Source organism: Chromobacterium haemolyticum (assembly GCF_009936155.1).
Lineage (GTDB): Bacteria > Pseudomonadota > Gammaproteobacteria > Burkholderiales > Chromobacteriaceae > Chromobacterium > Chromobacterium haemolyticum.
Genome location: NZ_AP019312.1, coordinates 830866 through 847772 on the forward strand (window position 1 = coordinate 830866; position 16907 = coordinate 847772).

Annotated in this window: 16 protein-coding genes; 10 read left to right on the forward strand and 6 right to left on the reverse strand. The window is 61.4% G+C overall.

Annotated elements, in window-relative coordinates; genetic code table 11:
• Positions 1 to 74 precede the first annotated feature (74 nt).
• Positions 75 to 2885, forward strand: coding sequence for a bifunctional diguanylate cyclase/phosphodiesterase (locus GYH29_RS03725; protein WP_043592742.1), 2811 nt, complete (start codon positions 75 to 77; stop codon positions 2883 to 2885).
• A gap of 30 nt (positions 2886 to 2915) precedes the next feature.
• The gene (locus GYH29_RS03730; RefSeq protein ID WP_052052155.1) at positions 2916 to 3857 is read left to right on the forward strand and encodes a GGDEF domain-containing protein; all 942 of its coding nucleotides are present in this window, start codon (positions 2916 to 2918) and stop codon (positions 3855 to 3857) included.
• A gap of 13 nt (positions 3858 to 3870) precedes the next feature.
• Here the strand turns inward: GYH29_RS03730 and GYH29_RS03735 are convergent, their stop codons facing one another.
• The gene (locus GYH29_RS03735; RefSeq protein ID WP_043592740.1) at positions 3871 to 4788 is read right to left on the reverse strand and encodes a LysR family transcriptional regulator; all 918 of its coding nucleotides are present in this window, start codon (positions 4786 to 4788) and stop codon (positions 3871 to 3873) included.
• Positions 4789 to 4891: 103 nt separating this feature from the next.
• Between GYH29_RS03735 and GYH29_RS03740 the strand changes: the two genes are divergently transcribed.
• Complete coding sequence (locus GYH29_RS03740; protein WP_043592738.1) at positions 4892 to 5881, forward strand: aldo/keto reductase; 990 nt, start codon at positions 4892 to 4894, stop codon at positions 5879 to 5881.
• Between the two features lie 8 nt (positions 5882 to 5889).
• On the opposite strand, the gene GYH29_RS03745 is transcribed toward GYH29_RS03740, so the two are convergent.
• The 5 genes from GYH29_RS03745 to GYH29_RS03765 all read right to left on the reverse strand — a co-directional run bounded on the left by GYH29_RS03745 (position 5890) and on the right by GYH29_RS03765 (position 10883).
• Positions 5890 to 6339 carry a fimbrial biogenesis chaperone gene (locus tag GYH29_RS03745; RefSeq protein ID WP_161523192.1) on the reverse strand — a complete coding sequence of 150 codons (450 nt, stop codon included), beginning with the start codon at positions 6337 to 6339 and terminating at the stop codon, positions 5890 to 5892.
• Positions 6340 to 6486: 147 nt separating this feature from the next.
• Positions 6487 to 6810, reverse strand: coding sequence for a monooxygenase (locus GYH29_RS03750; RefSeq protein WP_161523193.1), 324 nt, complete (start codon positions 6808 to 6810; stop codon positions 6487 to 6489).
• Positions 6811 to 7103: 293 nt separating this feature from the next.
• Complete coding sequence (gene lysS / locus GYH29_RS03755) at positions 7104 to 8609, reverse strand: lysine--tRNA ligase (protein WP_161523194.1); 1506 nt, start codon at positions 8607 to 8609, stop codon at positions 7104 to 7106.
• Positions 8610 to 8681: 72 nt separating this feature from the next.
• A protein-coding gene (gene prfB, locus GYH29_RS03760; protein ID WP_114152232.1) for a peptide chain release factor 2 occupies positions 8682 to 9786 on the reverse strand; the annotation gives its coding sequence in 2 pieces (ribosomal slippage) (positions 8682 to 9704 and positions 9706 to 9786; 1104 coding nt in all).
• Positions 9787 to 9902: 116 nt separating this feature from the next.
• Positions 9903 to 10883, reverse strand: coding sequence for a malate dehydrogenase (locus tag GYH29_RS03765; protein WP_019103266.1), 981 nt, complete (start codon positions 10881 to 10883; stop codon positions 9903 to 9905).
• Between the two features lie 210 nt (positions 10884 to 11093).
• Between GYH29_RS03765 and GYH29_RS03770 the strand changes: the two genes are divergently transcribed.
• The 7 genes from GYH29_RS03770 to gltA all read left to right on the forward strand — a co-directional run bounded on the left by GYH29_RS03770 (position 11094) and on the right by gltA (position 16863).
• A complete protein-coding gene (locus GYH29_RS03770; RefSeq protein ID WP_043632316.1) occupies positions 11094 to 11828 on the forward strand; it encodes a GntR family transcriptional regulator in 735 nt (244 codons plus the stop codon).
• 235 nt (positions 11829 to 12063) lie between these two features.
• Positions 12064 to 12438 (forward strand): succinate dehydrogenase, cytochrome b556 subunit, encoded by a 375-nt coding sequence (gene sdhC, locus GYH29_RS03775; protein ID WP_019103264.1) that lies wholly within the window; start codon positions 12064 to 12066, stop codon positions 12436 to 12438.
• A complete protein-coding gene (sdhD, locus tag GYH29_RS03780; protein ID WP_043592734.1) occupies positions 12432 to 12776 on the forward strand; it encodes a succinate dehydrogenase, hydrophobic membrane anchor protein in 345 nt (114 codons plus the stop codon). The genes sdhC and sdhD overlap by 7 nt, the downstream gene beginning before the upstream one ends.
• On the forward strand, positions 12776 to 14548 hold the full coding sequence (sdhA, locus tag GYH29_RS03785; RefSeq protein WP_161523195.1) for a succinate dehydrogenase flavoprotein subunit: 1773 nt from the start codon (positions 12776 to 12778) through the stop codon (positions 14546 to 14548). The genes sdhD and sdhA overlap by 1 nt, the downstream gene beginning before the upstream one ends.
• Positions 14549 to 14561: 13 nt before the next feature.
• Entirely contained in the window at positions 14562 to 15272 is a 711-nt protein-coding gene (locus tag GYH29_RS03790; RefSeq protein WP_019103261.1) for a succinate dehydrogenase iron-sulfur subunit, read from the forward strand.
• Positions 15269 to 15517, forward strand: coding sequence for an FAD assembly factor SdhE (locus GYH29_RS03795; RefSeq protein WP_019103260.1), 249 nt, complete (start codon positions 15269 to 15271; stop codon positions 15515 to 15517). Before GYH29_RS03790 ends, GYH29_RS03795 begins: the two co-directional genes overlap by 4 nt.
• 53 nt (positions 15518 to 15570) lie before the next feature.
• Positions 15571 to 16863, forward strand: coding sequence for a citrate synthase (gene gltA, locus GYH29_RS03800; protein ID WP_039756047.1), 1293 nt, complete (start codon positions 15571 to 15573; stop codon positions 16861 to 16863).
• The last annotated feature ends 44 nt before the right edge of the window (positions 16864 to 16907 follow it).

A 16907-nucleotide genomic window follows, 5' to 3' on the forward strand; every position in this document is an offset into this window, starting at 1 on the left:
CTTTTGAAAATATGAACAACTGACGCATGGGCTCAATTGCCTGCGGCTAATGGCGAGCGATAATAAACGCAAACATGGCACACCACGCTGACGATAAATCCACAGCCAGTACCGGCCTATCCCTTAGGGCTGTCTTTCTCATCGCCGTAGTGCTCGGCTTGCTGATTCCCGCGTCCATCATCAGTTATCTGAGCTTCAATATTCAAAGGGATGCACTGACCGCCCAGCTGGAAACCGATCAAAAACGCCTGCTGGACATTGTGGCCCTAGGTATGCAGGAGCCTTTGTGGAACCTGAGCCGCCAGGCGGGCAATCCCTTGATCGCTTCGGTGATGGAAGACGCGCGGGTGGTTTCCATCCGCGTCACAGATACCCAGTCCAATCAGATATTCTTGTCCTCGGTACGCGCGGAGCGCCGCATCGGCAGCGTGTCCTTCGTGGAAAAACCAGTGATTTATCGCGGCGAGGAAATCGGCCAGGTGACGCTGGAATTCGATAATGAGCATCTCGCCATCGCTCTCAATAACCAGATCAAGAACATCCTGATGATTCTGGCGGCGCAACTGGTGTTGTCCATCCTGCTGATCATGAGCATTTTGCATTCGCGTTTCCTCAGCCCGATGAAGGCGCTGACCGAGCAGGCGCGTTTGCTGGCCGAGCTCAAGCTGGACCGGCCGTTCGAATGGCAGCGCCGAGATGAGATCGGCCATCTCGGAAAGCATTTGGAATGGACTCGAGCCGAGCTTAAGCGCTTGCTGGACGAGCTGCGCGCCAAGACGCTGGCGCTGGAGGCGGATATTTCCCGGCGCCGCGAGGTGGAGGACGCGCTGCGCCGCTCCGAGAACAAATACCGCGAGTTGTTTTGGTCCAACCTCGACGGTATCGTGATCAGCTCACTGGACGGCCAGGTGATAGACGCCAACCCCGCCTTCCTCAACCTGATGTGTTACAGCCTGGATCAGCTCAAACTGCAGAATTTCTGGACTTTGGTGGGGCCGGAGAGCGAGGCGCTGGAGCGCTTCAATCTGGACAACAAGGTGCTGCGTTTCGGCTATTGCGACGAGTTCGAGGCCACCTATATCAACCGCTTCGGCAATCCGGTGCCGGTCAGCGTCAAGACCGTGGCGATGCGCGACGCCTTCGGCCGCATCAACGCGGTATGGCGCATGGTGCGAGACATCTCCGAGAAACGCGCGGCGGAGGAGAGGGTGCAACTGGCGGCCAAGGTGTTCGAGAACACCGTGGAAGGCATCATGATCACCGACGCGGACAAGCGCATTCGCAGCGTCAACCGCGCCTTCACCGAAATCACCGGCTACACCCAGCATGAAGTGCTGGGCCAGAAGACCAGCGTGCTGTCCTCCGGCCGCCACGACCAGCCGTTCTACGAGCAGATGTGGCAGTCCATCGCCGACCACGGCTCCTGGCAGGGCGAATTGTGGAATCGGCGCAAGAACGGGGAGGTGTTCCCGGAATGGCTGGCGATCAACGCGGTGCGCAACAGCCTGGGTGAAATCACCCACTATGTGGCGATTTTCAGCGACTTGACTGAACGCAAGGCGGCTGATGAGCGCATTCAGTTCCTCGCGCATTTCGATGTATTGACCAGCCTGCCCAACCGCGTGCACATGCAGGACCGGGTGGAGCTGGCGATCCACAATGCCGGCCGCGACAATGAGCGGCTGGCGCTGTTGCTGCTGGACCTGGACCGCTTCAAGACCGTGAACGAATCGCTGGGCCATACTGCCGGCGACACCCTGCTACAGGTGGCGGCGGACCGCATCAAGGGCGTGCTGGGGCCGGGAGAGATGCTGGCGCGTCAGGGCGGCGACGAATTCATCGTCTTGCTGCCGGTGATTTCCGATCCCGGCGAAGCGGCGCTGGCGGCGGAGCGCATCCGCGATGCTTTCTCCGCCTCGATAGAACTGCACAACCATGTGATCACCATCACGCCGTCGATAGGCATTAGCGTTTACCCGGACGATGGCCGCGACTACGAAACTTTGGTGCGCAATGCCGACGCGGCGATGTACCACGCTAAATCTTCGGGCCGCAACAGTTACAAGTTCTACACTGCCGATCTCAACGCCCGCGCTCGCGAAATCCTGGCGATCGAAAGCCAGCTGCGTTTTGCGCTGGAGCGCGAGGAGTTCGTGCTGCATTACCAGCCGCAGGTGGAAATGGCCAGCGGACGCATCATCGGCGCGGAGGCGCTGATTCGCTGGAATCACCCATCACTGGGCGTGCTGGGGCCGGTGCGCTTCATCGAAGTGGCGGAAGAACGCGGCTTCATCGTTCAGATCGGCAACTGGGTGATAGGCGAGGCTACGCGCCAGTTGGCCGCCTGGCGCAGCCAGGGCCTGCCGGAATTGACTCTGGCCATCAATCTGTCCGCCTTGCAGTTCCGCCAGTCCGATCTGGCCGAGCAGATCACCTCGGCGCTCGCCGCCAACGGCCTGCCCGGCCATGCGCTGGACATCGAGGTGACCGAGAGCGTGGTGATGGAGGATGCGATGGCCACCATCCAGGCCATCGACAATATGAAGAATATGGGGTTGAAGCTGTCCATCGACGACTTCGGCACCGGCTATTCCAGCCTGTCCTACCTGAAGCGCTTCAAAGCGGACAAGCTGAAGATCGACCGCTCCTTCGTGCGCGACATTCCGCACGACGCCGACGACACCGCCATTGCCCGCGCCATTATCAATATGGCCAAGAACCTGAATATGAAGGTGGTGGCTGAAGGGGTGGAGACGATAGAGCAATGGCACTTCCTGCAACGCGAGGGCTGCGAGTACGTGCAAGGCTACTTGATCGCCCGGCCGCTACCGGCGGACGAGTTCGTCAAACTGCTGGCTCAGGACTGCCTGTTGCCGCAGGAATGAGCTGACCCAAGGCTGGGCGGGAGTGCGCTGATGACTTTCAGGATTGGCGACGATGCGGTGGATATCGGCAAGGAAGTGTTGTCGCGCAGCCTGGACTTCGTGCCTATTCCCATCCTGATTTCTGAGTCTGGCACCAAGCTGGACCAGCCCGGCCAGCGCATCCATCGATACCTCAACCGAGCGTTCCTGCAACAGATAGGTTACACGCTGGAGCAGATGCCGGACATGGAGGCCTGGTTCCGTTTGGCTTATCCCGATCCGGCTTACCGCTTGGAGGTGGAGCAGAGCTGGTTGCAGGCGGTGAAGGACAGTCTGGCGCTGGGCCGCAACCTGGCGGAGATGACGGTGCATGTGTGCTGCGCCGATGGCCGGATGCGTTGGTTCATCGTCACCGCGCAACTGCACGCCGACCTGCTGCCTAATTGGCACATCGTCACCTTTCGCGACGTGGACGAACTCAAGTGCATGATGGACGATAACGCGCGTCTGTCGCGCACGGATTTTCTCACCGGATTGATCAATCGCCGCGAGGCGGTGCGCCAGTTGGAGTCCGCCTGGCTCCAATGGCTGCAGACGCGTCGGCCGTTCGCCGTGCTGCTGTGCGATATCGATCACTTTAAGCTGGTGAACGACCGTTTTGGCCATGACGGCGGCGACTATGTGCTGGTGGAAGCAACGCGTTTGTTGCGTGAGGCGTTTCCGGACTTGATCTGTTCGCGCTGGGGCGGGGAGGAGTTCCTGCTGTTGGCCCCGGACGCCGACCATGCCAAGGCGGCGGCGCTGGCGGAGCGTGTCCGGCAGCGGCTCGCCTGCGCCAATCTGCTGTGGCAGCAACAGCCAGTGCCATTGACGTTGAGCATAGGCCATGTCTGTGTAAAGCCGGGTCTGGAAGTGGAAGCTTTGCTCCAGCGCGCAGATGTCGCCTTGTATCGGGCCAAGGCGGCCGGGCGCAATTGTTGCCGGGAGGGATGATGCCGGCGGGCTGTCAGTGAGCGGCTGTCGTGGGGCTGGCCATGGCCTGTCTCAAGTAGTCGATGAACACTCGCAGTTTTGCCGGCTGATGCAGGTGGTGGGGATAGTACAGGTAAAAGGCCTCCGCAGGCGGCATCCAAGCCTCCAACACGCTCACCAGACTTCCGTCGGCCAGATGAGGCGCCGCCATCGCTTGCGGCAAATAAACGAGACCGAGACCGCCCAGCGCGACGTGCAGCGCCGCCGCGGTGTCGTTGGCGGTTAGCGGGCCTTGCACCGAGACTTCGAATGGCCGCCCTGCGTCGACGAATTGCCAGCGGTAGATCTGGCCGCTGCTGGCGAAGCGATAGCGCAGGCAATCATGTTGTCGTAACTGGGACGGATGCTCGGGCGTGCCGCGCGCCTGCAGGTAGCCAGCGCTTGCCGCCACGCAGAAGCGGAGCGGAGCGCTGACCGCCACCGCCTGCATGTCTTGTTGCAGGCTCTCGCCAAAGCGCAGGCCGGCATCCAGGCCCCGCTCCACGATATCCACCAATTGATTGTTCACGTCCAGCTCCAGCCGCAGCTGCGGGTGCGCGCGCATGAAGCCGGGCAACAGCGGATACAGCAGCAGGCTGGCGGCGGTGTGAGGCAAGGTCAGTTTCAGCGTGCCGCTGACCTGTCCTTGCCACTGGCGGGTGTCGTCCAGCGCGCTATCCAGCTGTTCCAGCAGCGGCGTTATCCGCGCCAGCAGCGCTTGGCCTGCCTCGGTGAGCCCAACCTTGCGGGTGGTGCGATTCAATAGGCGCACGCCCAATTGGGCCTCCAACTGACGCAGAGTCTGGCTGAGGGCCGAGGGCGTGATTTCTTGCTGGGCGGCTGCGCGGGTGAAGCTGCCGTGCCGGGCTATCAAGCGGAAAGCTTGCAGCGCATGCAGGGAGTTTTGCGTCATTGTGAAGTTTTTCTACGTAATACATGTAGATTAAGCCTATTTTTCCGGTGATGGCAAGCGCATATGCTTCAGGCATCTCAACCGATCACGAAAGATGGCAGACATGAAGCAACGAACCCTGGGCCGTAATGGTCCTTCCGTTTCCACGCTGGGCTTGGGTTGCATGGGCATGAGTGCTTTTTACGGCGCGCATGACGATGCGGAATCGCTGCGCACGCTGAATCACGCGCTTGATCGCGGTGTCAATCTGCTGGACACCGCCGATATGTATGGCCCCTATCGCAATGAGGAATTATTGGCGCAAGTGTTGAAGTCGCGCCGTCAGGAGGTGGTGTTGGCCACCAAGTTCGGCATCGTGATGGACCCAGCCAATCCGGCCGCGCGCGGTGTCAACGGCCGGCCCGAGTACGTGCGCAGCAGCTGCGAGGGTAGTCTCAAGCGCTTGGGCGTCGACGTCATCGACCTTTACTACCTGCACCGCGTGGACCCGCAAGTGCCGATCGAAGAAACGGTGGGCGCGATGGCGGAGCTGGTGTGCGCCGGAAAGGTGCGTTATCTGGGCTTGTCCGAAGCCGCGCCCGAGACTCTGCGTCGCGCGCACGCCGTCCACCCCATCCATGCGCTGCAAAGCGAATACTCCTTGTGGACGCGGGATCCGGAACAAGAGGCGCTGGCCTTGTGCCGGGAACTGGGCGTCGGTTTCGTCGCCTACAGCCCGCTGGGCCGCGGCTTTCTGACCGGGGCGATCCGCAGCCCGGACGATTTCGACTCCGATGACTACCGGCGCGCCAATCCGCGCTTCCTCGGCGAGGATTTCCAACGCAACCTGGCGCTGGTAGACCGGGTGAAGGCCTTGGCCGAGGCCAAGGGCTGCTCGCCGGCGCAATTGGCGCTGGCCTGGGTGCTGGCGCGCGGCGATCACATCGTCGCCATTCCCGGCGCGCGCCGCATCCGCAATCTGGACGACAACCTGGGCGCGCTGGCGGTGGAGCTGAGCGCGGCGGAGCGGGCGGAGATCGACGCGCTGTTTCCACCGGAGGCGGTCAGCGGCCTGCGCTACGCGGCCGAAGTGATGGCGACGGTGCAGCGCTGAGCGGGGCCCTAGCGGTCTCGCCGCCAGTCGCGGCGGTCGCGCTCATGGCCGCGGCCATGGTCGTGATCGTCGCCGCCGCGCCACTCGCGCCGATCATGTTCGCGCCAGTGCTCATGGCCGTGCCGGACCTGCTGGTAACGCGGCACATAGACTTGGCGGTACCACTCGTCGCGGACGAAGTAGACCGGGCGGCCGCAGGCGCCGTAGCGGCCGCAGTAGCGACGCCAATCCTTCATGTGACCGGGCGGCACCCGCAGATACATCGGCGCCGCCGATACCGGAGCGGGCTGGATGAGCACCGGTTGCGGATAGATCAGTTGCGGCGGCGGGAAGCCGCCAAGGGTGAGTTGGCCGTAGAAACCGGGCTGGCCGATGGCGATGGAGACGCCGGCCTGGGCCGGCATGGCGCAGAACCATGCCGAGGCGGTCAGCGCGGCGAATGCGAATAGGCGTTTCATGGCGAATGTCCTTCTGGTCGTACAAGCGAGTGTTGTACTGCCAATATCGTCCGGGACTATTGCGCATGCGCGAAGTTGCACGGCGGAATGATGTCTAATGTTGGCGGCAAAGGGGTTTGGCAAACAAAAGCAAAACTTTCCGGCCGCTCAGCCCTGGACCGGGTCGCAGACGAAATCCGCGTGGTTGATCTGGCTGAGCGCCGGGTTGACGTCGAAGATTCTGCCGCTCACCTCGCTTACGCCCAAGGCCTTCAATCTGGCGCTATGCATGCGCAAATAGGCTTGCGCGCTTTCCTCGTCGGCGAACAGATAAACGCCGCCGGCTTCTTGCCGGTGCGGATTCTCCGTCCATATCTTCCAGATGAAGCCGGGTTCCTGATTGATGGAGGCCGCCAGCGCTTGCAGTTGCGCGCTCATGTCGTCGCCGAAGGGGCCGGGGTAGTCGAAGTGGACTTGCAGCAGTTTGGGCATGAAAGCGTTTCCTTGGGGATGAAGAACCCTATGGGGAGCGGGCCTGCACGGCTTGCGACGCCGGGCAGGGCGCCGCGTCGCGCATCGCCATGATACTCGCCTGGCGCGGGCGCGCTCTGGCCGAGATCAAGCAAGCGAGGGGGACAGGGGGGCGGCCCGATCAGAATCGGCAGCGCTGTGGGCGGGGCTGGTTCGAAACGCGGCTTCGGCCTTGGCGCGGCCTTGAACGAGCGCGAATGAAAAAGCCGCTCGCGGTTGGCGAGCGGCTTCATCGTGCCGGAGGCGGGAGGCGCTTATTCCGGACGCATTTGCGGGAACAGGATGACGTCGCGGATGGACGGCGCGTCGGTCAGCAGCATCACCAGGCGGTCGATGCCGATGCCGCAACCGCCGGTCGGCGGCAGGCCGTATTCCATCGCGCGGATGTAGTCGGCGTCGTAATGCATCGCTTCGTCGTCGCCGGCGTCCTTTTGCGCCACTTGGGACAGGAAGCGCGCGGCTTGGTCTTCCGGGTCGTTCAACTCGGAGTAGCCGTTGGCGTGTTCGCGGCCGACGATGAACAGTTCGAAACGCTCGGTCAGGCCCGGCTTGCTGTCGGAGCCGCGCGCCAGCGGGGACACTTCCACCGGGTAGTCGATGATGAAGGTCGGGTTCCACAACAGGCTTTCGGCACATTCCTCAAACAGCGCCAGTTGCAGGCTGCCCAGGCCCGGCGCGGGAGGAAGCTTGCCGCCCAGGCGCTTGATCTCGCTGGCCACCCAGGCCGCGTCGGCCAGTTGAGCGTCGGTGTACTGCGGGTTGTAGTGCTTGATCGCGCCGACGATGGTGAAGCGGTCGAAAGGCTTGCCCAGATCCACTTCCTTGCCTTGATAGCTGACGGTGGTGGAACCGCAGGACACCAGCGCGCATTCGCGGATGATGGTCTCTGTCATCTCCATCATGCGCTGATAATCGCTATAGGCCTCGTAGAACTCGATCATGGTGAACTCGGGGTTATGGCGGGTGCTCATCCCCTCGTTGCGGAAGTTGCGGTTGATTTCAAACACGCGTTCCAGGCCGCCCACCACCAGGCGCTTCAGATACAGCTCAGGCGCGATGCGCAGGTACAAGGGCATGTCCAGCGCATTGTGGTGGGTGACGAAAGGCTTGGCCGCGGCGCCGCCCGGAATCGGGTGCATCATCGGGGTTTCCACTTCCAGATAGCCTTCGCCCACCATCACGTCGCGAACCTTCTGGATGATCTTGGAACGCTTGATGAAGGTCTGGCGGCTGTCTTCGTTCATGATCAGGTCGGCGTAGCGCTGACGGTACTTGGTTTCCTGATCGGTGATGCCGTGGAATTTCTCCGGCAGCGGGCGGATGTTCTTGGACAGCAGGCGCACTTCGCTGGCTTGTACCGTCAGTTCGCCGGTCTTGGTCTTGAACAGGGTGCCTTTGACAGCGACGATATCGCCCAAGTCCCAGTGCTTGAACTCGGCGTGCAGTCCTTCGCCCACGCCGTCATTGGAGATGTAGGCCTGAATGCGGCCGCTGCCGTCTTGCAGCGTGGCGAAGCTGGCCTTGCCCATCACACGTTTCAACATCATGCGGCCGGCGACGGCAACCTCGATCTTTTCGGCTTCCAGCGCTTCTTTTTCCTTGCCGGCGTGAGTGTCCTGCAGGACTTGCGCGAAGTGGCTGCGCTTGAAGTCGTTGGGGAAGGCGATACGCTGTTCGCGGATGCTTTTCAGCTTTTGACGGCGTTCCGCCATGATCTGGTTTTCGTCCTGGCTAGGCGATGTTTGCTCGTGTTCAGACATGTTCACTCCGTAATTCAATGCAATGGCTGTTGGCCGCCGCTCGGGCGACGACCGGGTTAAGCGAGTTTAGGCTCAGACGCCTTGTTTCAGGCTGGCCTCGATGAAGCCGTCCAGGTCGCCGTCCATGACGCCCTTGATATTGCCCACTTCGTAGCTGGTGCGCAGGTCCTTGATTCGGGACTGGTCGAAGACGTAGGAGCGGATCTGATGGCCCCAGCCCACATCGGTCTTGGTGTCTTCCAGCGCCTGCTTGGCCTCGTTGCGCTTTTTCAGTTCCAGTTCGTACAGCTTGGCGCGCAGCATTTGCATCGCTTCGTCGCGGTTGCGGTGCTGGGAGCGGTCGTTCTGGCACTGCACCACGATCCCGGTGGGATTGTGGGTGATGCGCACGGCGGAGTCGGTCTTGTTGATGTGCTGACCGCCGGCGCCGGAGGCGCGGTAGGTGTCGACGCGCAAATCGGCCGGATTGATGTCGATCTCGAAGCTGTCGTCCACTTCCGGGTAGACGAAGACGGAGGAGAACGAAGTGTGGCGACGCGCGTTGGAGTCAAACGGGGACACTCGTACCAGGCGGTGCACGCCGACTTCGGAGCGCAGCAAGCCGTAGGCGTATTCACCGCTGATCTTCAGTGTGGCGCTGGTGATGCCGGCCACTTCGCCTTCGGATTCTTCCAGCACTTCCACGCTGAAGCCCTTGCGTTCGGCGTAGCGGATATACATGCGCAGCAGCATGCCGGCCCAGTCCTGAGCCTCGGTGCCGCCGGCGCCGGCCTGGATATCCAGGAAGCAGTTGTTCGGGTCCATCGGGTCGTGGAACATCCGGCGGAATTCCAGCTGCGCGAGCTTGGCTTCGGCTGTGTCCAGATCGGCCTGTACGGCCAGGATGGTGTCGTCGTCGTTTTCGGCGCGGCCCATCTCGAACAGTTCGGCGCTGTCGCTGACCATGGCGCTGATCTCGTCGATCACCAGCACCACGTCTTCCAACTGTTTGCGCTCGCGGCCCAGTTCCTGAGCGCGCTTGGGGTCGTTCCAGATATCCGGGTCTTCGGTCAGGCGGGATACTTCTTCCAGACGGTCTTTTTTACCGTCGTAGTCAAAGATACCCCCGGATATCGGCGCCACGGGTGGCCAGGTCGTCGATCTTGGCCGCGATTTGGTTCAGTACTTCGACTTCAATCATGCTCAACTCCAAATGGCAGTCTGTTAAATATAGGCAGTCGGGAAATCGGGTCTTGATCAAAGACAAAAAAGCGCACCGTAAGGTGCGCTTTTGCTGAAAAGACTTGGGATGGATCAGCCAAACAGGTGAGCGATGGCGGCGCGCTCTTCTTCCAGTTCGGCCAGGGTGAAGTTCATCCGCTCGCGGCTGAACTCGTCGATTTCCAGACCTTGCACAATCTTGTATTCGCCATTTTCGCATACAACCGGGAAGCCGTACATCACGCCTTCCGGGATGCCGTAGGAGCCGTCGGACGGAATGCCCATGGTCACCCACTTGCCGTTGCTGCCCAGCACCCAGTCATGGACGTGGTCGATGGCGGCATTGGCTGCGGAAGCGGCGGAGGAGAGGCCGCGCGCTTCAATGATGGCGGCGCCGCGTTTGCCCACGGTGGGCAGGAATACGTCGCGGTTCCAGGCTTCGTCGTTGATCATGGCCTTGACCGGCTGGCCGGCGATGCTGGCGAAGCGGTAGTCGGCGTACATGGTCGGCGAGTGGTTGCCCCATACCGCCAGCTTCTCGATGGCGGCCACCGGCTTGCCGGTTTTGGCGGCGATCTGGGACAGCGCGCGGTTGTGGTCAAGACGCAACATGGCGGTGAAGTTTTTCGGATTCAGATCCGGAGCGGACTTCATCGCGATCCAGGCGTTGGTGTTGGCCGGGTTGCCCACCACCAGCACTTTCACGTCGCGAGCGGCGTGGTCGTTCAGCGCCTTGCCCTGCACCGTGAAGATGGCGCCGTTGGCTTCCAGCAGATCCTTGCGCTCCATGCCCTTGCTGCGCGGGCGGGCGCCTACCAGCAGCGCGACCTTGACGTCCTTGAAGGCCACGTTCGGATCGTCGGTGGCGACCATGCCGGCCAGCAGGGGGAAGGCGCAGTCTTCCAATTCCATCATCACGCCCTTGAGGGCGGTTTGAGCTTGCGGCAGGTCCAGCAGTTGCAGGATGACCGGTTGATCCTTGCCGAGCATTTCGCCGCTGGCAATGCGGAACAGCAGACTGTAGCCGATTTGGCCGGCTGCGCCGGTGACGGCGACGCGAACGGGAGCTTTCATTGGCGGACTCTCCTTTGATGTATCCGATAATGACGATATGCAGATGTTGCTCTGCAGCATTGAATGCTTTTGTGCGGCTGAGTGTAACACGGAGTATAGCCAATGTGGGGGTGGAATCCTCATCAGAAAAGCTGATAGGGGCGGCAAAGTCTTATGTCTTATATAAGACTTGTCTTTACGCTTGATTTGTTTGGTGATACAACAGAGAACATGACAGATCGACCGCTGCGTAGACAGCCGCTGTACAGCCAGATCAAGCAGCAGTTGCTGCGACGGATCGGCGATGGCGAGTGGCAGGAAAACGATGCCTTGCCCAGTGAATGGGATTTGGCGGACGAGCTGGGCGCAAGCCAGGGCACGGTGCGCAAGGCTTTGAGCGAACTGGTGGCCGATGGTCTTTTGTATCGCGCGCAGGGCAGGGGCACTTTCGTGGCGCCGGCGCCCAGCGAATGGGGCGAAGGCCTGCTGTTGACGCCGGGGCTGTTCAACGAGCAGCCGGACGATCTGGCGAGGGAGTTCCTCGGTATTTCGCGAGGCAACGCCAGCGATGACATGGCCGCGGCATTGCAATTGCGGCGCGCTGCGCCTTTATTGAGAGTTCGGCAGTTGTGGCGCTGGCACGGCATCCCGGTCGCGGTGGATGAGGCCTTCTTGCCGGCCGACGAGTTTGAGGGGCTGGACGCGCGCTGGCTGCGCGGTTCGTCCGGGGTGTATCAGGCGCTGCAGCAGCGCTTCGGCATCCGTTTGAAAGTATTGTGCGAGCAGTTCCGCGCGCTGATGCTGCCGCGCGAGGAAAGCGCGTTGCTCGGCGTCACCGGCATGGTGGCCGAGGCGCCGGCCTTGAGCCTGATACGGATTTCAGGCTCGATGGAGGGCGTGCCGCTGGAGTGGCGGCAGCGTTACTGTTTGACGCACAACTGGGCTTATACCGCCCGCCGGGCTTGACGCGGCGGGCTTTTGACGTGACGTGGACGGCTGGGCCGGCGGCGAAAGGCAGGCCGCGGCCAGCCAGTTTTGCTAGAATCCCCGGGTCATATTGCACCGCGATATTCCTGGTGCGGCATGAGCGGTAATGACGGGCATCCAGCCATAACAAAAACGGAGCCCTTCAGGCGGGCGGCCTCGTAGCGGGTCGTCTGTTGTGTAACCTCTTGGTTCTAAAAACATCCAAGGAAGCCATATGCAGAAGCAACGACCAAAGCACCTGGATCTGGCCAAGATCAGATTGCCGATTCCCGGCATCGTCTCGATCTTGCACCGGATCAGCGGTGTTGCGCTGTTCTTTTCTCTCCCACTGTTGATTTACCTGTTGCACGGTTCGCTGAGTTCGGCCGAATCTTTCGAAACCTACCGCGCCGTGGTGGGCAACCCGCTGATGAAGCTGGTGTTGCTCGGCCTGTTGTGGGCGTATATGCACCATTTCTGTGCCGGTATCCGTTTCCTCTTCCTCGATATTCATAAAGGTCTTGAACTGCAGACCGCCCGCGCCACCGCCAAGACCGTTGTGGCAGTCAGCCTGGCGCTGACCGTGGTTCTGGGAGTTGCTCTATGGTAAACCGCAATGTCGTCGGCGCCGGCTATGGCCTGCGCGATTGGATCATGCAGCGCGTCACCGCGGTGATCATGTTGATCTACACCGTGGCTTTGGCTTTGTTCCTGTTGACCATGCCGTCCGGCTACGAAGGTTGGAAGGCGTTCTTCGGCCAGTTCTGGGTGCAACTGCTGACCCAGGTGAGCTTGATCGCCCTGTTCCTCCACGTATGGGTGGGCATCCGCGATCTGTGGATGGACTATGTGAAGCCGGTGGGCGTTCGCCTGGCGCTGCACGTGTTCACCATCGTTTGGCTGGTTTCCTGTTTTATCTATTCCGTTAAAGTGGTCTGGGGGCTGTAATGGGTATTCCTGTTCGTCATTTCGACGCCGTTATCGTTGGGGCAGGCGGAGCAGGCATGCGCGCGGCCTTGCAATTGTCCGAGGCCGGCCTGAAGACAGCTGTGCTGTCCAAGGTATTCCCGACCCGCTCCCACACCGTTGCCGCCCAAGGCGGCGTGTCCGCTTCGCTCGGCAATTCCGAGGAAGATCATTGGCACTGGCATATGTACGACACCGTCAAGGGGTCGGACTGGCTGGGCGATCAGGACGCCATCGAATTCATGTGCCGCGAAGCGCCCAAGGTGGTGGTGGAGCTGGAACACTTCGGCATGCCGTTCGACCGCAACGCCGACGGTTCCATCTATCAGCGCCCGTTCGGCGGCCATATGTCGAACTTCGGCGAGAAGCCGGTGCGTCGCGCTTGCGCCGCGGCCGACCGGACCGGCCACGCCATGCTGCACGCGCTGTACCAGCGCAATGTGCGCGCCAACACTCACTTCTTCGTTGAATGGATGGCGCTGGACCTGATCCGCGATGCCAACGGCAATGTCCAGGGCGTGATCGCCATGGAAATGGAAACTTCGGAAATCGTCGTGTTCCAGGCCAAGGCCACCCTGTTCGCCACCGGCGGCGCCGGCCGCATCTTCTCCTCGTCCACCAACGCCTTCATCAATACCGGCGACGGCCTGGGCATGGCCGCACGCGCAGGCATTCCGCTGGAAGACATGGAGTTCTGGCAGTTCCACCCGACCGGCGTGGCTGGCGCGGGCGTGTTGATCACCGAAGGCGTGCGCGGCGAAGGCGGCATTCTGCGCAATGCGCAGGGCGAGCGTTTCATGGAACGCTACGCGCCCAACGCCAAGGATCTGGCGTCCCGCGATGTGGTGTCGCGCGCGATGGTGACCGAGATCAACGAAGGCCGCGGCTGTGGCCCGAACAAGGATCACGTGCTGCTGGACATCACTCATCTGGATCCGGAAGTGATCATGTCCAAGCTGCCGGGCATCCGCGAGATCTCGATCAAGTTCGCCGGCGTGGACCCGATCAAGGCCCCGATTCCGGTGGTGCCGACCTGCCATTACCAAATGGGCGGCATTCCCACCAACTACCACGGTGAAGTGGTGGTGCATGGCGAAAAAGTGCAGGGCTTCTATGCCGCGGGCGAATGCGCGTGCGCGTCGGTGCACGGCGCCAACCGCCTGGGCACCAACTCATTGCTGGATTTGCTGGTGTTCGGCAAGAGCTCGGCTAATTCGATGATCGAGTTCATCAAGCAGCAGCCGGAAGATCTGCCGGAGCTGGCGCTGGCGGATGTTGAACGCTCGCTGGCCCGTGTTGAGCGTCTGAACACCCAGACCGGCGGCGTGCAGGTCAACGATGCGCGTGAAGCCATGCAGCGCACCATGCAGGCGCACTGCGGCGTGTTCCGCTTCAAGGACATGCTGGCCGAAGGCGTGGAGAAGATTCTGGAAGTGGAGAAGATGGTGCAGCGCACCGAGATTTCCGACAAGTCCAATGTCTTCAATACCGCCCGTATCGAGGCGCTGGAGCTGGAAAACCTGATCGAAGTGGCCAAGGCCACGATGATCTCGGCCAATGCCCGCACCGAGAGCCGCGGCGCCCATGTGCGCGACGACGCCAAGGACACCGAGGAAACCCCGAACGGCCGCGACGACAAGAACTGGCTGAAGCATACCCTGTGGTATCGCGAAGCCAACCGTCTGGACTACAAGCCGGTCAACCTGAAGCCGCTGTCGGTCGACACGATCGCGCTGAAGACCCGCTCCTACTAAGGGTTCCATCAAGATGACTACCGAAACCGTCAAATTCCGCATCTACCGCTACAATCCGGAAACCGATGCCAAGCCGTACATGCAGGACATCAGCGTGGAGATGAGTTCCACCGAGCACAAGCTGCTGGACGCGCTGGTCAAGCTGAAGGTGAAGGACGACACGCTGAGCTTCCGTCGCTCCTGTCGCGAAGGCGTCTGCGGTTCCGACGCGATGAACATCAACGGCAAGAACGGCCTGGCCTGCCTGACCGACTTCCGCGACCTGAAACAGCCGATCGAGCTGCGTCCGCTGCCGGGTCTGCCGGTGATCCGCGATCTGATCGTGGACATGACTCAGTTCTTCAAGCAGTACCACTCGATCAAGCCCTACGTGATCAACGACACGCCGCCGCCGGAGCGCGAACGCAAGCAGTCGCCGGAAGACCGCAAGGAACTGGACGGCCTGTATGAGTGCATTCTGTGCGCTTGCTGCTCGACGTCCTGCCCGTCCTTCTGGTGGAACCCGGACAAGTTCGTCGGCCCGGCCGGTCTGTTGGCCGCCTACCGCTTCATCGCGGACACGCGCGACGAAGCCACCAAGGAGCGTCTGGACAACCTGGAAGATCCGTACCGCTTGTTCCGTTGCCACACCATCATGAACTGCGTGGACGTGTGTCCCAAGGGCCTGAATCCAACCAAGGCGATTGGCAAGATCAAGGACCTGATGGTCAAGCGTGCAGTATGACCGCCTACGATCCGATTGAACTCAAGCGGATCCGTTGGCGGTCCCGGCGGGGGCTACTGGAGCTGGATCTGGTGTTGGAGAAGTTCTTCGCCGGCCCCTTCGACCAGTTGGCCCCGGCTGAGATTGAGGCTTATAGGCGGTTGCTAGATTTGCCCGATACCGATTTTCTGGATGTCGTCAGCGGCAAGGCCGATCTGGACGATCCTGAAGAGATGGCCATCGTGGCGATTCTCCGCTCGCTCTGACGGCTATGCATCACCCCAATTACAACGACCATAAACCGACTGGGAGTATTGCTGTGGAAACTAATCGCAAAGTAACGCTCACATACAACGAGGGTAAGGAAACTCTGGATTTGCCGGTCCAGAGCGGCACTTTGGGGCCGGATGTCGTAGACATCCGCACCTTCTCCAAAACCGGCATGTTCACGTTCGACCCGGGCTTCCTGGCCACCGCCAGCTGCGAGTCCGGCATCACCTTTATCGACGGCGATCTGGGACAGCTCTACTACCGCGGCTACCCGATCGAGCAACTCGCCGAGAAAAGCGATTATCTTGAAGTCTGCTACCTGCTGTTGAACGGCGAGCTGCCGACCGCGGCGCAGCGCAAGGAATTCGAACGCGGCATCATGCGCCACAATATGCTGCATGATCAGCTGATGAGCCTGTTCAAGGGCTTCCGCCGCGACGCGCATCCGATGGCCGTGATGGTGGGCGTGGTGGGCGCGCTGTCCGCCTTCTACCATGACTCCTTGGACATCTCCAATCCGGAACATCGCCGCATTTCCGCGCATCGCCTGGTGGCCAAGCTGCCGACCATCGCCGCGCAAGCTTACCGCTACAACAAGGGCCTGCCGTTCTCCTACCCGAAAAACGGCCTGACCTACGCGGAAAACTTCCTGCACATGATGTTCTCCACCCCGTGCGAAGAGTACAAGGTGAACCCGGTGCTGGCGCGCGCGCTGGACCGCATCTTCACTCTGCACGCGGACCATGAGCAGAACGCTTCCACCTCCACCGTGCGTCTGGCCGGCTCTTCCGGGGCCAATCCCTTCGCCTGCATCGCCGCCGGCATCGCCTGCCTGTGGGGCCCGTCTCACGGCGGCGCCAACGAAGCCGTGCTGAAGATGCTGGACGAGATCGGCAGCGTGGAAAACGTGGCCGACTTCATGCAGGGCGTGAAGGACAAGCGCTACAAGCTGATGGGCTTTGGCCACCGCGTGTACAAGAACATGGACCCGCGCGCCTCCATCATGAAGCAGACCTGCGACGAAGTGCTGAACGAACTGGGCCTGCACAACGATCCCAAGTTCAAGCTGGCGATGGAGCTGGAAAAGATCGCCTTGTCCGATCCGTACTTCATCGAGCGCAAGCTGTACCCGAACGTGGACTTCTACTCCGGCATCGTGTTGTCGGCGATCGGCATCCCGGTGTCGATGTTCACCCCGATCTTCGCGCTGGCCCGCACCGTGGGCTGGATCGCCCACTGGAGCGAGATGATCTCCGATCCGGCGATGAAGATCGGCCGTCCGCGCCAGTTGTACACCGGCGCTCCCCGCCGCGATTTCACCCCGGTGGAGAAACGCAAGTAAGCAGGAACGAGGGTTGGCTGGAGCAGGGCTTCAGTCAGCCTTTT

What these genes read in the sequence shown, in the direction of transcription:
- GYH29_RS03725 (WP_043592742.1), top strand. Translation starts at nt 75, where the DNA reads ATGGCACACCACGCTGACGATAAATCCACAGCCAGTACCGGCCTATCC.
- GYH29_RS03730 (WP_052052155.1), top strand. Translation starts at nt 2,916, where the DNA reads ATGACTTTCAGGATTGGCGACGATGCGGTGGATATCGGCAAGGAAGTG.
- GYH29_RS03735 (WP_043592740.1), bottom strand. Translation starts at nt 4,788, where the DNA reads ATGACGCAAAACTCCCTGCATGCGCTGCAAGCTTTCCGCTTGATAGCC.
- GYH29_RS03740 (WP_043592738.1), top strand. Translation starts at nt 4,892, where the DNA reads ATGAAGCAACGAACCCTGGGCCGTAATGGTCCTTCCGTTTCCACGCTG.
- GYH29_RS03745 (WP_161523192.1), bottom strand. Translation starts at nt 6,339, where the DNA reads ATGAAACGCCTATTCGCATTCGCCGCGCTGACCGCCTCGGCATGGTTC.
- GYH29_RS03750 (WP_161523193.1), bottom strand. Translation starts at nt 6,810, where the DNA reads ATGCCCAAACTGCTGCAAGTCCACTTCGACTACCCCGGCCCCTTCGGC.
- lysS (WP_161523194.1), bottom strand. Translation starts at nt 8,609, where the DNA reads ATGTCTGAACACGAGCAAACATCGCCTAGCCAGGACGAAAACCAGATC.
- GYH29_RS03765 (WP_019103266.1), bottom strand. Translation starts at nt 10,883, where the DNA reads ATGAAAGCTCCCGTTCGCGTCGCCGTCACCGGCGCAGCCGGCCAAATC.
- GYH29_RS03770 (WP_043632316.1), top strand. Translation starts at nt 11,094, where the DNA reads ATGACAGATCGACCGCTGCGTAGACAGCCGCTGTACAGCCAGATCAAG.
- sdhC (WP_019103264.1), top strand. Translation starts at nt 12,064, where the DNA reads ATGCAGAAGCAACGACCAAAGCACCTGGATCTGGCCAAGATCAGATTG.
- sdhD (WP_043592734.1), top strand. Translation starts at nt 12,432, where the DNA reads ATGGTAAACCGCAATGTCGTCGGCGCCGGCTATGGCCTGCGCGATTGG.
- sdhA (WP_161523195.1), top strand. Translation starts at nt 12,776, where the DNA reads ATGGGTATTCCTGTTCGTCATTTCGACGCCGTTATCGTTGGGGCAGGC.
- GYH29_RS03790 (WP_019103261.1), top strand. Translation starts at nt 14,562, where the DNA reads ATGACTACCGAAACCGTCAAATTCCGCATCTACCGCTACAATCCGGAA.
- GYH29_RS03795 (WP_019103260.1), top strand. Translation starts at nt 15,269, where the DNA reads ATGACCGCCTACGATCCGATTGAACTCAAGCGGATCCGTTGGCGGTCC.